This is a genomic window from Streptomyces sp. NBC_01197 (assembly GCF_036010505.1).
Lineage (GTDB): Bacteria > Actinomycetota > Actinomycetes > Streptomycetales > Streptomycetaceae > Streptomyces.
In genome coordinates, this window is record NZ_CP108569.1 from 2,465,500 (window position 1) to 2,482,565 (window position 17,066).

The following is a 17,066-nucleotide window of genomic DNA, read 5'->3' on the forward strand; positions in this document are numbered from 1 at the left end:
TGCGGGAGGTTCGGCGGCGCGCACCACCATACTGGCCGCGGCGCGATCACACCCCCCACCCAGTGGAATGCGACGTTCCGAGAGCCCGGCGGCCGCGCCCGGTTCACCGGGCGAAGCGGCACATCACTTGCCAGGTCGGGCGGAATCCGGCTCCGGCCGCGGCACTTTGCGCACGGTGGCACAGATCACAGCGGCCACCATCCCACCCAGCAGGAAGACGTACGAGGCCGTTCCCGCACCGAAGACGAAGTCGCCCTCCGGGCGGGTGGCGGTCAGCAGTATGACGGCGACCAGCCACCCGACGGCGGGGGCCCCGGCCCCGATCGCCGTACCGGTCGCGACCCGGCCGCCGTAGAACACGGCCGCGGCGCCCAGCAGCGCGAGCACCAGGCCACCGGGGAACCAGCCCGCCTGCACGAGCGCGCCCGCGAGTCCGGTCAGCGCACCGAGGACGGCCAGCCCGAAGTAGGCAGCGATACGGCGGGGGTTCGGCGGGGCCGCCATGCCCGTATAGCCCTGGTTCATACTCATTCGTCCGCTCCTGTGCTGCCCGTTGTGCTGCTTGCCGCTCCCGCGCTGCCCGCCGTAGCGCTCGCCGCGCTGCTTGCCGCTCCCGCGCTGCCGGCCGTCGCGCTCGCCGCGCTGTCCGCCGTGATGCCCGCGAAGAGGTCCGTCTCGCGCTCGCCGTCCGGCGCTCCGGACGTGCCCCGCACCAGTTCATAGCACTCGCGCGTGAAGAGCGGCTGGCCCAGGTCGTTGGAGAGCGCGAAGAACGGGCCGTCCACCGCGATCTGGGTGGCGTGCGCCCGCATCGCGGCCGACTTGGCGTCGGCGTACGCGGTCCCGTCGACCTCCGTGGTGACGACCGCGTCATCCACGACCCCCGGCACATCACCGACATCCGCGATCCCCGGGAACCCGGCACCGGCCGCCCGCAGCCGGGCGAAGCCCTCCTCGGCCACCGACCGCGGCACCCGGTTCCAGTAGATCTTCGCGATCGTGTGCGGTTCACCGAGGTCCGGCCGGAAGCCGGGCTCGGCCGCGAGATCGGCACCGCGCATCGCGACGCGGTGGGCCTGGATGTGGTCGGGATGGCCATAGCCGCCGTTGGTGTCGTACGTCACCAGGACCTGCGGCCGTACGGAGCGGATCACCTCGACGAGGTAGGCGGCCGCGTCGTCCACCGCCGTGTTCCAGAAGGCGCCCTCGCGGTGGTTCTGCGCGACACCCATCATCCCCGAGTCCCGGAAGCGGCCCGGGCCGCCGAGGAAGCGGTGGTCCGTGACGCCCAGCTCCCGCATCGCGGCGGCCAGTTCGCCGATGCGATGGGCGCCCAGACCGTCATCGCGGTCGGACGCCAGGTGTGCGAGTCCGGGCGGGATGATCTCGCCCTCCTCGCCGAGAGTGCAGGTCACCAGGGTGACGTGGGCACCCTCGGCGGCGTACGCGGCCATGGTGGCGCCGTTGTTGATCGACTCGTCGTCGGGGTGCGCGTGCACCAGCAGCAGGCGCCGGCCAGGGAGGTCCGTCGGCCGGTCGGGGAGGTCCGTCATAGGAACAGCCTACGAGCCGTGTCCGCTCCCCGAACCGCCCGACCGCCGTCTCAGAACTTGATACCGCCGATCATCCCGGCCACATTGGTCGTGAGCGAGTGGATGGTGGGTGCCACGGACGAGCTGGCCAGATAGAAGCCCAGGAGCGCGCAGACCAGCGCGTGCCCCGCTTTGAGCCCCGACTTCCTGACCATGAGCACGACGATGATCATCAGCAGCACCACCGCCGAGATCGAGAGCGCCATGACGGTTCACCTCCACTTCCGTACGGTCCAAGGGCATGACACAACTGCCGGTAGCCTCATACCCACCTAGCGCTACGGATCATAACTATCCGGCGGCTTGCATGATCGATGCACGGCAGCACGAGGGGCGCATGGACGTACGCCCCCGGCAGAACCGGTCGGCACATGCCCGCCGCCGGAGACGCTCCGCCACCCGTCCTGCCGCAGCGCTGGCGCGGCGCTGGCGCGGCGCTGGCGCGGCGCTAGGTTCAGTCGCATGACATCGAACGAACACTCCTTTCCGCGCCGGTTCGCCAGGACCCAGCGCTTCACGCTCGGTGCCCCACGCGCCTTCACGGTGTCGCCCGACGGCAACCGGGTCGTCTACCTGCGCTCCCCCACCGGAACGGACCGGGCGAACCGGCTCTGGGTGCTCGACCTCGCACAGGGCGCACGGGAGCGCGTCGCCGCCGACCCGGAGGCGCTGCTCGGCGGTGCGGCCGAGCAGCTCTCGGCCGGGGAGCGGGCGCGCCGCGAGCGGAGCAGGGAGGGCTCGGCGGGCATCGTCGGGTACGCGGTCGACGAAGCGGCCGAACTGGCCGTGTTCGCCCTGTCCGGACGGTTGTTCACAGCCGGGCTGCGGGTCGGCGGCACCCGGGAGATCCGGGTCCCGGGGCCGGTCATCGACCCCAGGCCGTCCCCGGACGGCAGCCTTGTCGCCTATGTGACCGGCGGCGCGCTGCGCGTCGTGGGGACGAAGCCGGCGGACGGTGCGGACTCCGCGGACGACAGGGCGCTCGCCGAGCCGGAGGGCGCGCACATCACGTACGGGCTCGCGGAGTTCGTCGCGGCCGAGGAGATGCAGCGCTCGCGCGGCTTCTGGTGGGCGCCCGACTCGCGGAGCCTCCTGGTGGCGCGGGCCGACGAAAGCGCCGTACAGCGCTGGTGGATCGCCGATCCGGCGCACCCCGGGCAGGAGCCCGCGCAGGTCGGATATCCGGCGGCCGGCACCCCCAACGCCGAGGTACGGCTCTTCCATTACGCCCTCGACGGCACCCGCACCGAGGTGGTCTGGGACCGCGTACGGCACCCGTATCTGGCGGCCGTGCACTGGTCGTCCGACGGCGCCCCGCTGCTGCTCGTCCAGGCCCGCGACCAGCGCAGCCAGCGCTATCTGGGGGTCGACACGGAGTCAGGCACCACCAGGACCCTGCATGTCGACGAGGACCCGGTGTGGCTCGACCTCTTCCCCGGGGTGCCCGCCAGGTCGGCCGCCGGCGGGCTGGTCCGGATCGCCGACGAGGGCGGCGCCCGGGTGCTCGCGGTCGGCGACCGGCTGCTCACAGGACCGGAGTTGCACGTACGGGCGGTGCTGGACGTCTCCGTTGACGACGTACTGGTCTCCGCGTCGGCGGGCGAGGCCGCCGCCGACCCCGAGACCGGTGAGATCCATGTCTACCGGGTCAACGAGCTGGGGGTCGAGCGTCTTTCGGCGGGGCCCGGCGTGCACTCGGCGGTGCGTTCCGGCGGTGTCACGGTGCTTCTGTCGGCCCGTACGGAGCGGCCGGGCACGGATGTCCGGGTGCTGCGGGACGGCAAGGAGGTGGCGACGGTCGCCTCCTACGCGGAGACGCCGGGCCTCACCCCCCGCGTGAGGCTCACCGAAGGGGGCGCACGAAAAATTCCGTGCGCCGTCCTGCTCCCGAGCGGCCACCGGGAATCCGACGGCGCCCTCCCGGTGCTCCTCGACCCGTACGGCGGCCCGCACGGCCAGCGGGTGGTCGCCGCGCACAACGCGCACCTCACGTCGCAGTGGTTCGCCGACCAGGGATTCGCGGTGGTCGTCGCGGACGGCCGGGGCACCCCGGGCCGCTCCCCCGCGTGGGAGAAGGCCATCAAGGACGACTTCACACTCACGCTCGACGACCAGATCGACGCCCTGCACGGCCTGGCCGGCCAGGGCTTCCCGCTGGACCTGGACCGGGTGGCCATCCGCGGCTGGTCGTACGGCGGCTATCTCGCCGCACTCGCGGTGCTGCGCCGCCCCGACGTGTTCCACGCGGCTGTCGCCGGCGCCCCGGTCACCGACTGGCGGCTGTACGACACGCACTACACCGAGCGCTATCTCGGCGATCCGGGCGAGCAGCCCGAGGTGTACGCGGCGAGCGCGCTCGTCACCGACGACGGCCTCTCGGCGCCGGAGAATCGGGCCCGGCCGCTGATGGTCATCCACGGCCTGGCGGACGACAACGTCGTCGCGGCCCACACCCTGCGGCTCTCGTCGGCGCTTCTCGCCGCGGGGCGCCCGCACGAGGTGCTGCCGCTCTCCGGGGTCACGCATATGACGCCGCAGGAACAGGTGGCGGAGAATCTGCTGCTGCTCCAGGTCGACTTCCTCAAGCGGTCCCTGGGCCTGGCACCGCGCTAGCGGCGCGGCCCGCACGGGACGGCCGGGGTACGACCGGCCGGGGCGGCATCTCGCCCCGGCCGGACCACGGCACCCGCACGGCCGTACGCTCTCCAGCCTGACGGTTCCGCATATCGGTCTCATGACGGGCGAGTTGCCGCCTTGTCAAAGATTTCGATCATGCTTTTTCGGCATTTGTCGCCTGGCCGGACAGCATGTCCAGCACGTATGCGCGTCAGTCCGCAAAAACTTCGCCCAAGAAGCACGGGGACTGCGCCCCCGACGCCGCCAGGCCCTTGACTCGCGTCGTCACGCCGGGCCACGCTCCGCTCAGCTGCGATGATTCCGGACAGCGGGGGCGGAGCAACGAGGAGCCCATATCGCACCGCTGGCAAGGGAGTTGATGGATCAAGCCACGGCCGGACCCACCGGCCGGGGCCAGGGCACCACACCTAGGAAGCGATACGACATGGCGCACGAGGCCACCATTCCCGCTCCCCGCGACAAGGCGCCCCGCCAGGGTGAGGTACTGCTCTCCGCCGAGGGGCTGACCAAGCACTTCCCCATCATGGGCGGCTTCCCCTTCAAGCGCAGGATCGGCGCCGTCCAGGCCGTCGACGGCATCGACCTCTCGCTGCACGCCGGCGAGAGCTTCGGCCTGGTGGGCGAGTCGGGGTGCGGCAAGTCCACCACCGGACGGGTGCTGACCCGGCTGCTCGAACCGACCGCCGGCCGGCTGGTCTACCGGGGCCAGGACATCACCCGCGCGGGCCGCAGGCAGTTGGCACCGGTCCGCCCCGAGATCCAGATGATCTTCCAGGACCCCTACTCGTCGCTCAACCCCCGCCAGACCGTCGGCAAGATCATCGGCGGCCCGATGGAGATCAACGGCCTCCGCCCCAAGGGCGGCCGGGAGCACCGGATCCGTGAGCTCCTGGAGATCGTGGGCCTCAACCCCGAGCACTACAACCGCTTCCCGCACGAGTTCTCCGGTGGCCAGCGTCAGCGCATCGGCGTCGCCCGCGCCCTCGCACTCGAACCGAAGCTCATCGTCGCCGACGAACCGGTCTCCGCGCTCGACGTCTCCATCCAGGCCCAGGTCGTCAACCTCCTCCAGGAACTCCAGCGCGAGCTGGACATCGCGTTCCTCTTCATCGCTCACGACCTCGCGATCGTCCGGCACTTCTCGGACCGCGTCGCCGTCATGTACCTCGGCAAGATCGTCGAGGTGGGCGACCGGGACTCCATCTACCAGCAGCCGCGCCACCCGTACACACACGCCCTGCTCTCGGCGGTCCCGGAGGCCGCGCTCGTCAGCGACGAGGAACGCGCGGCCCACCAGCGCATCCGGCTCGCGGGCGACGTGCCGTCGCCGATCTCGCCGCCGTCGGGCTGCCGGTTCCGTACCCGCTGCTGGAAGGCGCAGGACAAGTGCGCGACCGAGGAGCCCCCGCTGGTACGGATCGACGGCAGCCGGGACGGGCACCTGACGGCCTGCCACTTCCCCGAGGACCCGACGACGGAGCGCGAGGAGGAGATCATCCTCGACCCGGCGCTGCGGGACCTGGAGGCGGACCAGAGCGGTCCTGGCGCTCCCGGGGTGGAGGCCGCGGACGCCTCGTAGAGACGCTATGCGGGCGTCGCGCCGGACGAGGGTCCTGGAGACGAACCGGAGGAGGGCCCGGAGGGGTCGGCCGGGCCCTCCTCCGGCGGCCACGTCGGGCCCTCGTCCGGTCCGCCCCCGGTGTCCGGCACGACCTGGATCTCCTCGGCGAAGTGGCAGGCCGAGTCGTGGTGAACCGGCCCCTCCACGGTCCGGAACACCTCGGGCACCGCAAGCGCCGGCACCTCCTGCGCGCACCGCTCCTGCGCCTTCCAGCAGCGGGTACGGAAGCGGCAGCCGGACGGCGGGTTGGCGGGCGACGGCACATCGCCGACCAGGATGATCCGCTCGCGCCGGTCCCGTGCCTCCGGGTCGGGCACCGGCACCGCCGAGAGCAGCGCCTGTGTGTACGGGTGGGTGGGGTGCTCGTAGATCTCCGCGTCCGAGCCGACCTCGACGATCCGCCCCAGGTACATCACGCCGACCCGGCTGGAGATGTGCCGGACGATCGACAGGTCGTGCGCGATGAACACGTACGCCAGGTCGAACTCCTTCTGGAGCCGCCCCAGCAGGTTGATGACCTGCGCCTGCACGGACACGTCGAGCGCGGAGACCGGCTCGTCGGCCACGATGATCTCGGGGTTGAGGGCGAGGCCGCGCGCGATGCCGATGCGCTGGCGCTGGCCGCCCGAGAACTGGTGCGGATAGCGGTTGATGTACTCCGGGTTGAGCCCGACGACGTCCAGCAGGTCCTGGACCTTCCGGCGCCGGTCGCCCCTGGGCGCGACCTCGGGGTGGATCTCGTACGGCTCCCCGATGATGTCGCCGACCGTCATCCGGGGGTTGAGCGAGGTGTAGGGGTCCTGGAAGACCATCTGGATGTTCCGGCGTACGGCCTTGAGCGCGCGCCCGGACATCTTGGTGATGTCCTCGCCCTTGTAACGGATCGAACCGTGCGTCGGGGGCTCCAGGTTGACCAGCATCCTGGCCACGGTCGACTTGCCGCAGCCGGACTCGCCCACGATGCCGAGTGTCTCGCCCCGGGTGAGCGCGAACGATACCCCGTCGACGGCCTTGACCGCGCCGACCTGCTTCTTGAACAGGATTCCCTGCGTGAGCGGGTAGTGCTTGACCAGGTCGCGGACTTCGAGAATGGGCTCCTTCTCGTGGAAGGCGATCTCCGCGTGCGACTTCTCCATCAGGTCGCGTTGCGCCTCGGCCTCCTCACGTTCCACGTCGCGCCGCGGGTGGTCAGCGTGCATTGAGCGTCTCCTTCCAGAAGTGGCAGGCGCTCCGGCGCTCCGGGGACACTTCGTACAGGGGCGGTACGTCGGTGCGGCACACCTCCTGGGCCAGCGGGCAGCGGGGGTGGAAGGCGCAGCCGGGCGGGATGTGCAGCAGATTCGGGGGCAGGCCCTTGATCGCGTAGAGCTCCTGGCCCTTCTGGTCGAGGCGCGGGATCGATTCGAGGAGGCCCTTGGTGTACGGGTGGGCCGGTGCCTTGTAGATCGGGTGGACCGGCGATGTCTCGACGATCCGGCCCGCGTACATCACCGCGATCTTGTCCGCGACGTCCGCCACCACGCCCAGGTCGTGGGTGATCAGGATCAGCCCCATGTTGAACTCCCGCTGGAGTTCGGCGAGCAGGTCCATCACCTGCGCCTGGACGGTCACGTCGAGGGCCGTGGTCGGTTCGTCGGCGATGATCAGGTCCGGCTCCAGGGCCAGCGCCATGGCGATCATGATGCGCTGGCGCATCCCGCCGGAGAACTGGTGCGGGTACTGGCCGACCCGCTCCTTGGCCGCCGGGATCCGTACCGTGGCCATCAGCTCGACGGCCTTGGCCCTTGCGTCCTTGCGGGACATGCCCTTGTGGACGATGAACATCTCGCCGAGCTGCTCCCCCACGCTGAGCACCGGGTTGAGCGAGGAGAGGGCGTCCTGGAAGATCATCGCCATCTTCGCGCCGCGGATCTTGCGCCGCTCCTCCTCCTTGAGCTTCAGCAGATCCTGCCCCTGGAAGAGGATCTCGCCGCCCGCGATCCTGCCCGGTGGCATATCGAGGATCCCCATGACGGCCTGGGCGGTGACCGACTTGCCCGAGCCCGATTCACCGAGGACGGCGAGCGTCTCACCGGAGTCCACCGTGCAGTCGACGCCGTTCACCGCCTTCGCGACCCCGTCGCGGGTGTGGAACTCCACGTGCAGATCGCGTACTTCGAGCAGCATGGTCCGGACTCCTCAGCGCAGCTTGGGGTCGAGGGCGTCGCGCACCGCGTCGCCGAGCATGATGAAGGCGAGCACCGTGACCGCCAGCGCACCGGCCGGCCAGAGCAGCATGTGCGGGGCGTTGCGGATGTACGGGGAGGCCGCGGAGATGTCGATGCCCCAGGAGACGGTCGGGGGCTTCAGGCCGACGCCGAGGAAGGACAGGGTCGCCTCCAGCGAGATGTACGTACCGAGTGCGATGGTCGCCACGACGATCACCGGGGCGACCGCGTTCGGCGCGATGTGGCGCAGCAGCATCCGGGAGTTGGAGGCGCCGAGCGCCCGCGCGGCCTGGACGTAGTCGTTCTGTTTGGCGGTGATGACGGAGCCGCGCGCGATCCGCGCGATCTGCGGCCAGCCGAGGAGCACCATGAAGCCGATCACCGGCCAGACGGTGCTGCTGGTGACCACGGACAGCAGCACCAGACCACCGAGCACCACCGGGATACCGAAGAAGATGTCGGTGACCCGGGAGAGGACCGCGTCGCCCGCGCCGCCGAAGAAGCCGGCGAGGCCGCCCAGGACGCTGCCGATGAGGGCCACCCCGACCGTCGCGCAGACACCGACCGTCACGGACTGCCGGGCGCCGTAGACCGTACGGGTGTAGACGTCGCAGCCCTGTCCGGTGAAGCCGAAGGGGTGGCCGGGCTGGGGGCCCTCCTGGGCCTTGTCCAGGTTGCAGGCGAGCGGGTTCTGGGTGGCGATGAGCTGGGGCCAGATCGAGATCACCACGAGGAAGATGATGATCAGCCCCGAGATGATGAAGATGGGGTTGCGGCGCAGGTCGCGCCAGGCGTCGGACCAGAGACTGCGGGCCGGTTCGTCGGGCCCGGGTCCGCCCCCGTCCTGCGGGTTCTCCAGCGTGACGCCCTCACCCATGGCGAGGTCGGTGGCGCCGCCGGCCCCCGCGGCGGAGATCGCTTCGTCGGAATTCTGCGGCTCAGGCATACCGGATCCTCGGGTCGAGAACGGCGTAGAGGAGGTCGACGATGAGGTTCGCCACCAGGAAGACGATGACGAGGACGGTGACGAAGCCGACGACGGTCTGGCTGTTCTGGCGGACGATGCCCTGGTAGAGCTGGTAGCCGACGCCGTGGATGTTGAAGATGCGCTCGGTGACGATGGCACCGCCCATCAGGGCCCCGATGTCGGTCCCGATGAAGGTCACGACGGGGATCAGCGAGTTGCGCAGCAGGTGCCGGACGATGATGCGGCGCTTGCGGAGCCCTTTGGCGGTGGCCGTTCTGACGTAGTCGGCGCGCCGGTTCTCCGCGATCGAGGTCCTGGTCAGCCGGGTGACGTACGCGAGTGACACGGACGCGAGCACCAACCCGGGGAGGATCAGCTCGTTGAACGGGGCCGCAGGTGAGACCGCGGGTTTGATGAGCCCCCACTGCACCCCGAACAGCAGCTGGGCCAGCAGACCGGTGACGAAGGTCGGCACCGAGATGACGACCAGGGTGAGCAGCAGGACGGACGAGTCGACCGGATGTCCGCGCTTGAGCCCCGTGATCACACCGAGGGCGATGCCGATGATCACCTCGAAGATGATGGCGACGATGGTGAGCCGGATGGTGACCGGGAAGGCGCTGCCCATCAGGTCGGTGACCTTCTCACCGTTGAACGCGGTGCCGAAGTCGCCGGTGAAGACGTTGCCCATGTAGGTCAGGTACTGCTGCCACACGGGCTTGTCGAGGCCGAACTCGCTGCGCAGCTGGGCGGCGGTCGCCGGGTCGCAGGCGCGGTCGCCGCAGAGTCCCGCGACGGGGTCGCCCATCACGTTCACCATCAGGAAGATCAGCAGCGTCGCGCCGATGAAGACCGGGATCATCTGCAGCAGACGCCTGATCACATAACGTCCCATGAGGGGCTCCGGGGGTCGTCGTTCCGGGAAGGTGTGCGGCCCGGCGCGCTCGGCGCGCCGGGCCGTGCCTCCTCAGGCGTCAGTGGACCTTGATCTCGTTGTAGACCGGCACGCTGAACGGGTTCAGCGCGACGTTCGAGACGCGGTCGGAGTAGCCGGCGCTGCCGTTCTGGTACCAGAGCGGGATGGCCGCCATGTTGTCCCGGACCACACCTTCGGCGTCCTGGAACTTCTTGACGGCTGTCGCCTTGTCGGTCTCCGCGTTGGCCTGGTTGACGAGGTTGTCGAACGACTTGTTGGTCCAGTGGCCGTCGTTGGACGAGGCGTTGGTGTAGTACAGCGGCTGCAGGAAGTTCTGGATCAGCGGGTAGTCCATCTGCCAGCCGGCCCGGAACGGGCCCGTCATCTTCTTCGCCGTGATCTGGTTGCGGAAGTCGGCGAAGGTACCGATCGGGTTGCCGACACACGCCTTGTCGTTGCCGAGGGTGTTGTTGATGTTGTTGCAGATGGCGTCGATCCACTCCTTGTGCGAGCCGGTGTCCGCGTTGTACGAGAGCTTCAGCTGGCCGCCGGGGATGCCGCCGCCCTCCTTGACCAGCTTCTTCGCCTCGGTGGGGTTGTACGTGCAGGAGGCACCGCAGAGCCCGGCCTTGTAACCGCCGCTGGCGCCGAGGACCGGGGAGGTCCAGTCGGTGGCCGGGGTCCTGGTGTTCTGGAAGATCGTCTTGGTGATCTGCGGCCGGTTGATCGCCATCGACAGCCCGATCCGCACCTTCTTGGCGCCCGCGGTGTTCCACTCGGGGCGGTAGAAGGGGAACGCGAGGGTCTGGATGATGCCCGCGGGGGTGTTGATGTAGCGCCCGTTCAGGTCGGCCTTGACGTTCTTGAGCTGCGCGGCGGGGACATCGTCGACCAGGTCGAGGTTGCCCGCGGTCAGGTCGGTGTAGGCGGTGTTGTTGTCCGTGTAGACCTTGAGGTCGACGCCGCCGTTCTGCGCCTTGTCGGAGCCCGGGTACTTGTCCCACTTGCGCAGGCTCATCTGCGAGCCCTTGGTGTACGAGTCCACGGTGTACGGGCCGTTGCCGATCGGCTTGGAGAGCCAGGCGGAGTGGTTCTTGTAGAACGCCGTGGGCAGCGGGGCGAAGGCCGGGTACCCGAGGGTGTCGGGGAACGTGGAGAACTTCTGGTTCAGCTTCACCGTGAAGGTGGTGTCGTTGACCACCTTGAGCCCGGAGAGCGTAGAGGCCTTCGCGCTGCCGGAGTCCGGGTGGACCTTGTCGTAACCGTCGATATAGGCGAAGAAGTAGGCGTCCTTCTGGTTGTGCTTCAGATCCGCGCCGTAGTTCCAGGCGTCGACGAAGGACTTGGCGGTGATCTTCTCGCCGTTGCTGAACGTCCAGCCCTTCTTGATCGTGATCTTGAAGTTGACCGAGTCCTTGGTCGTGACGCTGGAGGCCAGCATGTTCTCGGCCTTGCCGGTCTTCGGGTCGTACTTCTTCAGGCCCCGGAAGATCATGTCGAGGACCTTGCCGCCCTGGACCTCGTTGGTGTTCGCCGGCTCCAGCGGGTTCTGCGGATCACCCCAGGAGGAGCTGAGCACCCCGTTCGCCCCGCCACTTCCGCCACTGCTTCCTCCGCCGCCGCAGGCCGTCGCCGCGAGTGCGACGGCGACCGCGCATGCGGCCCACTTGGCGTGTGCGGCTCCGCGCATGGAGTGCCTCCTCTAGGTCCTAAATCATGCTTAGGGCCCAATATCACTGGATAGCAGCATCAATGCACCTTCACTGCGGCCGTCTGTGTCCATCCGTCACCAGAAACGCCCGGATGCCCCGCATAACGAAATGGACACACCTTTGACCGGACACAGCCGCCCGTGATCACATGATTTGCGGCTTTCATAAATCAGCTGTCCACCGATAGGACACCTTTTCTTTCCCAAAACAGCGTCAAGAACCTAAAGACCAGGTGTGGAGTTGCTACGCGCATTGACCGTTGTCAACTCGATTGATTGGGTCCGTTCCAACCCCTTAGCTCCTCCTGCCCGGAGGATGCCGCTTTCCGTACGGGGACAGGAGTTCGATGACCACGCCATCCCCGGCCCCCCTCGTTCCGGTGGACACCACTTCCATCGGCATCGTTGAGGAGTCCCGGCAGCCCGACAGCCCCAACAAGGGCGCCGAAGCCCGGAGCCCACGCCAACTGGCTTGGCGGCGATTCAAGCGCGACAGGACAGGCGTCATATCCGTCTGCGTCGTCGTGTTCTTCTTCGTGATCGGCATCGCTGCACCGCTGATAGCGAAGCTTTACGGGAAGAACCCGTACGAGACGTACGGCCAGGACACCCCCGGGCTGCTCAACGGCTTCGCCTACCCGATCAAGCCCAATGGCGGCATCAGCAGCGACTTCTGGTTCGGGCTTGAGCCTTCGCTGGGACGGGACGTCTTCACGTTCCTGCTCTACGGAATCCGCACCTCGCTACTGATCGCCTCGGCGATCACGATCCTCCTGACGGTCGTCGGGGTGGTCATCGGCGTGACGGCCGGATATCTGGGCGGCAAGACGGACTACCTCATCGGCCGGATCATCGACATCCTGCTGTCGTTCCCGTCGACCCTCTTCTTCATCGCCTTCATGCCGGTGGTCTACGGGCTCTTCGTCCGCCCGGACGACGACATCCCTACCTCGCTGCGGGCGGTCTCGCTGATCATCGTCCTCGCGGGTTTCGGCTGGGCATCGATGGCGCGTCTGCTGCGTGGTCAGGTACTGGCCCTGCGTGAGCGTGAGTTCGTGGAAGCAGCCAAGGTGACCGGCGCGTCCCCCGCCCGGATCATCTTCAAGGAACTGCTTCCGAACCTCTGGACGCCGATCCTGATCCAGTCCACCCTGGCCCTGCCCGCCATGGTGACGGCAGAGGCGGGCCTTGCCTTCCTCGGTGTCGGCATGATCGACCCGACCCCCGACTGGGGCGTCATGATCGCCCGTGGTTCGTCCTACTACACGAACGACATCACCTTCATGCTCTTCCCGGGCATCTCCATGGTCATCTTCGTGCTCGCCTTCAATCTGCTCGGCGACTCGGTACGGGACGCGCTCGACCCCAAGTCGAGGCGCTGAACCTCCGCTCCAACAGCCCGGCCGCCGTGGTCCGGCCTGTAGCACCTGCCTCGTCCACCGACACCAAGGACCGATACGCCATGTCTTTCTCCCGTAGAAACTTCCTCATCGCCACCGGGGTGGCGGCCGCGAGCTCCACCGTCCTCAGCGCATGCAGCAGCGGCGGCGGTGGCGGTGGCGGCAGCGACAAGGGCGCCCCGGACGTCAGCAAGGGCAAGGCCAGCAAGATCGTCATAGGCACCAAGGCCGACTCCGTCGGTCCCGCCCCCGAGGTTCCGGGCGCGGTCAAGGGCGGCACGATCTGGACGATGGACCAGCTCGACTGCGACCACCTGGACCCGGCGCAGATCTGGTCCAGCTACGAGGGCTGGATCACCCCGCTCTTCATGCGCGGCCTGGTCGGCTACAAGATCTCCAACGACGGCACCTCCACCCTGGTGGGCGACCTCGCCACGGACGCCGGCACGATGAAGGACGGCGGCAAGACCTGGTCCTTCACGCTGAAGGACGGCGGCAAGTGGGAGGACGGCTCCCCCGTCACGATCGAGGACGTCCGCCACACCTTCGAGCGGCTCTTCGCCACCTTCATCACGTACGGTCCGCGCTACCCGCAGCAGTGGCTGGTCGGCGGCAAGGACTACAAGGGCCCCTACGACGGCAAGCACCTCGACTCGATCGAGATCAGCGGCAACACCGTTACCTTCCACCTCAACACCGCCCGCTCCGACTTCAACCTCACGCTCGGAATGCGCGCCTTCTCCTTGGTGCCGAAGAAGCACGACACCAAGGCGGACTACGACAAGAAGCCGTTCTCCTGCGGTCCGTACAAGATCGACGCCCGTCAGCCCGGCAAGTCGATGTCGATCTCCCGCAACCCGCACTGGGACCCGAAGACGGACCCGATCCGCAACGCGTACCCCGACAAGTGGCAGCTGCAGTTCGGCTTCCAGCTGCTCGCGTCCACGGACCGCTACATCGCCGACCAGGGCAACGACCAGCACACCGTGTCGATGTTCAACGAGGTCGCCCCCGAGCGCATGCAGAAGGTGCTCGGCGACCCGGCGATGAAGAAGCGTGTCTTCACGCACCTCGACAACGCGACGTACTACTACGCCATCAACACGACGCGGATCAAGGACGTCAAGGTCCGCCAGGCGCTCAACTACGCGTGGCCGTCGCAGCAGTGCCAGCTGATCCGCGGTGGCACCGCCTCCTCCGAGATCGCCACCACGATCATCAGCCCGCTCACCCCGGGCCACATCGACTTCGACCTCTACGGCAAGCGGAAGAAGCCGACCGGAGACCCGGTCAAGGCCAAGGCCATGCTCAAGGAGGCCGGCAAGCTCGGCCAGAAGGTCGTCATCGCCTTCCAGTCGTCCGACTACGCCATAAAGCAGGCGGTGGCGATCAAGGTCGCCCTCACCAAGGCGGGCTTCAAGCCGGTGACCAAGCAGGTTGACAAGACGACCTTCTACACGCAGATCGCCCAAATCGACAACACCTACGACATGTTCGCGGCCGGCTGGTCCGCCGACTGGCCGGGCGGCTACACCGCCCTCCAGCCCACCTTCGACGGACGAGTCATCGCCAACGGCGCCTCGAACTGGCCTCAGCTGAACAACGCGAGCGTCAACAAGGCCATCGACGCGGACGCCCAGATCACCGACCCGAAGAAGGCAAACGCAGCCTGGGGCGCCCTCGACCGCCAGATCATGGAACTGGCGGCCTGTGTGCCGGACTACTGGCCGATCCGTAACTGGTTCCACGGCTCCAAGGTCGGCGGCATGTACTACGACGCAGGCGCGACCGGTATGGCTATCTGCAAGATGTACACCACGGCGTAGCACGTCGTCCGGGGGTGGGCGGCCCGATCGGCTGCCCGCCCCCGGCCCCCGGCCCTCCCCCGCTCCCTACACCTCGGCGACGGCGCCCCACCCGGAAAGTCACGACCCCATGCTTCGATTTCTTCTCCGCCGCGTGACCGGCGCTATCGTCATCCTGCTGGTCATCAGCGCCATCGTCTTCTACCTCTTCTACGCGATCCCCCGTGACCCGGCGCGCCTGGCCTGCGGCAAGACCTGCACGCCCGAGCTGCTCAAGCAGATCCGGCTGAACCTGGGGATAGCCGACCCGATGCCCGTCCAGTACTGGCACTGGCTGGTCGGCATCTTCGCGGGGCGGGACTACGGCAACTACGGCCACTGCCCGGCCCCCTGCCTCGGTTACTCCTTCACCAACCGCCAGCCCGTCCTCGGCACGATCCTGGACCGGCTGCCGCTGACGATCTCGCTCGCGCTGGGCTCCGCCTTCTTCTTCCTGATCATCGGCATCGGCGCCGGCATGATCGCCGCCGTCAAGCAGGGCAAGGCGCTCGACAAGATCGCCAGCTCCGTCTCGCTGCTCGGCTCCTCGCTGCAGATCTACTTCGTCGGCTACATCGCGATGTTCATCCTGGTCCAGCAGATGGGGCTGCTCGACCAGCCGTCCTACACGCCGATCACGGAGAACCCGGTCAAGTGGGCGTCCGGGCTGCTGCTGCCGTGGCTGGTGCTCTCCATCATCTTCACGGCGAACTACACCCGTATGACCCGCTCTCAGCTGGTCGAACAGCTCACCGAGGACTACGTCCGCACGGCGCGCGCCAAGGGACTCTCCCGGGCTTCGGTCTTCTTCCGCTTCGCCTGGCGCGGCGCCATGGGGCCGATCGTCACCATCTTCGGCATCGACCTGGGCACGCTGATCGGCGGCGCGATCATCACCGAACAGGTCTTCAGCATCCAGGGGATCGGCCGTCTCGCGGTGCAGTCCGTCGACACGAGCGACCTGCCCATGCTCCTGGGCGTCACGCTCGTGGCAGCAGCGGCGATCGTCTTCTTCAACATCTTCGTGGACGCCATCTACGGCCTCATCGACCCGCGGATCCGTCTCGCCTGACCCGCTCCCGCCCCTCTCCGCCCCACCCCCGATCCCCGCAACACTTCCTGGAGCGTCCTCGTGACGAGCACCGATCAGCAGCCCTTCCTCTCTGTCAGGGACCTACAGGTCCACTTCTCGACCGAGGACGGCACAGTCAAGGCCGTCGACGGCCTCTCCTTCGACGTGGAGAAGGGCAAGACCCTCGGCATCGTCGGCGAGTCCGGCTCCGGCAAGTCCGTCACCAACCTGACGATCCTGGGCCTGCACGACCGGGAACGCACCCAGATGAGCGGCGAGATCACGCTCGACGGCAAGGAGCTGCTCGGCGCCAGTGAGCGGGAGCTCGAACAGCTGCGCGGCAACAAGATGGCGATGATCTTCCAGGACGCCCTGGCCTCGCTCTCGCCGTTCCACACCGTCGGCCGGCAGATCAGCGAGACGTACCGGAAGCACACCGGCGCCTCCAAGCAGGAGGCCCGGAAGCGGGCGATCGAGATGCTCACCCGGGTCGGCATTCCGCAGCCGGACCTGCGGGTCGACGACTTCCCGCACCAGTTCTCCGGCGGTATGCGGCAGCGCGCGATGATCGCGATGGCGCTGGTCTGCGACCCCGAGCTGCTGATCGCCGACGAGCCGACGACCGCGCTGGACGTCACCGTCCAGGCGCAGATCATGGACCTCCTCAAGGACCTCCAGCAGGAGTTCGGCACGGCCATCGTCTTCATCACCCACGACCTCGGCGTGATCGCCGACATCGCGGACGACGTGCTGGTGATGTACGGCGGCCGCTGCGTGGAGCGCGGCACCAAGCGTGAGGTGCTCCGGGCGCCCCAGCACCCGTACACCTGGGGGCTGCTCGGCTCGATGCCGAGCCTGAAGGGTCCGGTCGACATCCCGCTGATGCCGATCCCGGGCACGCCGCCCAGCCTGCTGAACCCGCCGACCGGCTGCCGCTTCCACCCCCGGTGCACCTTCAAGGACCAGGTCGAGGGCGACATCTGCTCCACCGAGAGGCCGCCTCTGGAACTCGCCGCGGGGCGCGGTTCCGCCTGTCACCTCAGCCCAGCCCAGAAGAAGGACATCTTCGCCGACCAGATCCAGCCCCGGCTGAGCTGAC

Annotated in this window: 14 protein-coding genes; 6 read left to right on the top strand and 8 right to left on the bottom strand. The window is 68.3% G+C overall.

Going from position 1 to position 17,066, the window contains the following annotated elements:
* Window positions 1–123: 123 nt before the first annotated feature.
* From OG452_RS11055 to OG452_RS11065, 3 genes are read right to left on the bottom strand one after another with little or no spacing between them, the layout of a single operon-like run.
* Window positions 124–531, bottom strand: a complete 408-nt coding sequence (locus OG452_RS11055; RefSeq protein ID WP_327295442.1) for a DUF6113 family protein — start codon at window positions 529–531, stop codon at window positions 124–126.
* Window positions 528–1,553: an N-acetyl-1-D-myo-inositol-2-amino-2-deoxy-alpha-D-glucopyranoside deacetylase gene (gene mshB / locus OG452_RS11060; protein ID WP_327295443.1), complete on the bottom strand. Its 1,026-nt coding sequence runs from the start codon at window positions 1,551–1,553 to the stop codon at window positions 528–530. The genes OG452_RS11055 and mshB overlap by 4 nt, the downstream gene beginning before the upstream one ends.
* A 50-nt stretch (window positions 1,554–1,603) precedes the next feature.
* Window positions 1,604–1,798, bottom strand: coding sequence for a hypothetical protein (locus tag OG452_RS11065; protein WP_327295444.1), 195 nt, complete (start codon window positions 1,796–1,798; stop codon window positions 1,604–1,606).
* Window positions 1,799–2,054: 256 nt separating this feature from the next.
* On the opposite strand from OG452_RS11065, the gene OG452_RS11070 reads away from it, so the two are divergent.
* Together OG452_RS11070 and OG452_RS11075 are read left to right on the top strand one after the other, a co-directional pair.
* The gene (locus OG452_RS11070; RefSeq protein WP_327295445.1) at window positions 2,055–4,205 is read left to right on the top strand and encodes a S9 family peptidase; all 2,151 of its coding nucleotides are present in this window, start codon (window positions 2,055–2,057) and stop codon (window positions 4,203–4,205) included.
* Between the two features lie 448 nt (window positions 4,206–4,653).
* A complete protein-coding gene (locus tag OG452_RS11075; protein ID WP_327299591.1) occupies window positions 4,654–5,808 on the top strand; it encodes an ABC transporter ATP-binding protein in 1,155 nt (384 codons plus the stop codon).
* A gap of 5 nt (window positions 5,809–5,813) precedes the next feature.
* Here OG452_RS11075 and OG452_RS11080 read toward each other — a convergent pair whose 3' ends face one another.
* From OG452_RS11080 to OG452_RS11100, 5 genes are all read right to left on the bottom strand, one after another.
* Window positions 5,814–7,049, bottom strand: coding sequence for an ABC transporter ATP-binding protein (locus tag OG452_RS11080; protein ID WP_327295446.1), 1,236 nt, complete (start codon window positions 7,047–7,049; stop codon window positions 5,814–5,816).
* Window positions 7,039–8,016: an ABC transporter ATP-binding protein gene (locus OG452_RS11085; protein WP_327295447.1), complete on the bottom strand. Its 978-nt coding sequence runs from the start codon at window positions 8,014–8,016 to the stop codon at window positions 7,039–7,041. Before OG452_RS11085 ends, OG452_RS11080 begins: the two co-directional genes overlap by 11 nt.
* A gap of 12 nt (window positions 8,017–8,028) precedes the next feature.
* On the bottom strand, window positions 8,029–9,003 hold the full coding sequence (locus OG452_RS11090) for an ABC transporter permease (RefSeq protein WP_327295448.1): 975 nt from the start codon (window positions 9,001–9,003) through the stop codon (window positions 8,029–8,031).
* A complete protein-coding gene (locus tag OG452_RS11095; protein ID WP_327295449.1) occupies window positions 8,996–9,919 on the bottom strand; it encodes an ABC transporter permease in 924 nt (307 codons plus the stop codon). The genes OG452_RS11090 and OG452_RS11095 overlap by 8 nt, the downstream gene beginning before the upstream one ends.
* Window positions 9,920–9,998: 79 nt before the next feature.
* Window positions 9,999–11,630: a peptide ABC transporter substrate-binding protein gene (locus OG452_RS11100; RefSeq protein ID WP_327295450.1), complete on the bottom strand. Its 1,632-nt coding sequence runs from the start codon at window positions 11,628–11,630 to the stop codon at window positions 9,999–10,001.
* A gap of 368 nt (window positions 11,631–11,998) precedes the next feature.
* Between OG452_RS11100 and OG452_RS11105 the strand changes: the two genes are divergently transcribed.
* From OG452_RS11105 to OG452_RS11120, 4 genes are all read left to right on the top strand, one after another.
* The gene (locus OG452_RS11105; protein WP_327295451.1) at window positions 11,999–13,033 is read left to right on the top strand and encodes an ABC transporter permease; all 1,035 of its coding nucleotides are present in this window, start codon (window positions 11,999–12,001) and stop codon (window positions 13,031–13,033) included.
* 80 nt (window positions 13,034–13,113) lie between these two features.
* Entirely contained in the window at window positions 13,114–14,877 is a 1,764-nt protein-coding gene (locus OG452_RS11110) for an ABC transporter substrate-binding protein (protein WP_327295452.1), read from the top strand.
* 109 nt (window positions 14,878–14,986) lie between these two features.
* Window positions 14,987–15,967, top strand: coding sequence for an ABC transporter permease (locus tag OG452_RS11115; protein ID WP_327295453.1), 981 nt, complete (start codon window positions 14,987–14,989; stop codon window positions 15,965–15,967).
* A gap of 60 nt (window positions 15,968–16,027) precedes the next feature.
* Window positions 16,028–17,065: an ABC transporter ATP-binding protein gene (locus OG452_RS11120; protein WP_327295454.1), complete on the top strand. Its 1,038-nt coding sequence runs from the start codon at window positions 16,028–16,030 to the stop codon at window positions 17,063–17,065.
* Window position 17,066: the final 1 nt, after the last annotated feature.

Excerpts from the sequence above, each read along its gene's own strand:
- OG452_RS11055 (WP_327295442.1), bottom strand. The coding sequence starts at position 531 with ATGAGTATGAACCAGGGCTATACGGGCATGGCGGCCCCGCCGAACCCC.
- mshB (WP_327295443.1), bottom strand. The coding sequence starts at position 1,553 with ATGACGGACCTCCCCGACCGGCCGACGGACCTCCCTGGCCGGCGCCTG.
- OG452_RS11065 (WP_327295444.1), bottom strand. The coding sequence starts at position 1,798 with ATGGCGCTCTCGATCTCGGCGGTGGTGCTGCTGATGATCATCGTCGTG.
- OG452_RS11070 (WP_327295445.1), top strand. The coding sequence starts at position 2,055 with ATGACATCGAACGAACACTCCTTTCCGCGCCGGTTCGCCAGGACCCAG.
- OG452_RS11075 (WP_327299591.1), top strand. The coding sequence starts at position 4,654 with ATGGCGCACGAGGCCACCATTCCCGCTCCCCGCGACAAGGCGCCCCGC.
- OG452_RS11080 (WP_327295446.1), bottom strand. The coding sequence starts at position 7,049 with ATGCACGCTGACCACCCGCGGCGCGACGTGGAACGTGAGGAGGCCGAG.
- OG452_RS11085 (WP_327295447.1), bottom strand. The coding sequence starts at position 8,016 with ATGCTGCTCGAAGTACGCGATCTGCACGTGGAGTTCCACACCCGCGAC.
- OG452_RS11090 (WP_327295448.1), bottom strand. The coding sequence starts at position 9,003 with ATGCCTGAGCCGCAGAATTCCGACGAAGCGATCTCCGCCGCGGGGGCC.
- OG452_RS11095 (WP_327295449.1), bottom strand. The coding sequence starts at position 9,919 with ATGGGACGTTATGTGATCAGGCGTCTGCTGCAGATGATCCCGGTCTTC.
- OG452_RS11100 (WP_327295450.1), bottom strand. The coding sequence starts at position 11,630 with ATGCGCGGAGCCGCACACGCCAAGTGGGCCGCATGCGCGGTCGCCGTC.
- OG452_RS11105 (WP_327295451.1), top strand. The coding sequence starts at position 11,999 with ATGACCACGCCATCCCCGGCCCCCCTCGTTCCGGTGGACACCACTTCC.
- OG452_RS11110 (WP_327295452.1), top strand. The coding sequence starts at position 13,114 with ATGTCTTTCTCCCGTAGAAACTTCCTCATCGCCACCGGGGTGGCGGCC.
- OG452_RS11115 (WP_327295453.1), top strand. The coding sequence starts at position 14,987 with ATGCTTCGATTTCTTCTCCGCCGCGTGACCGGCGCTATCGTCATCCTG.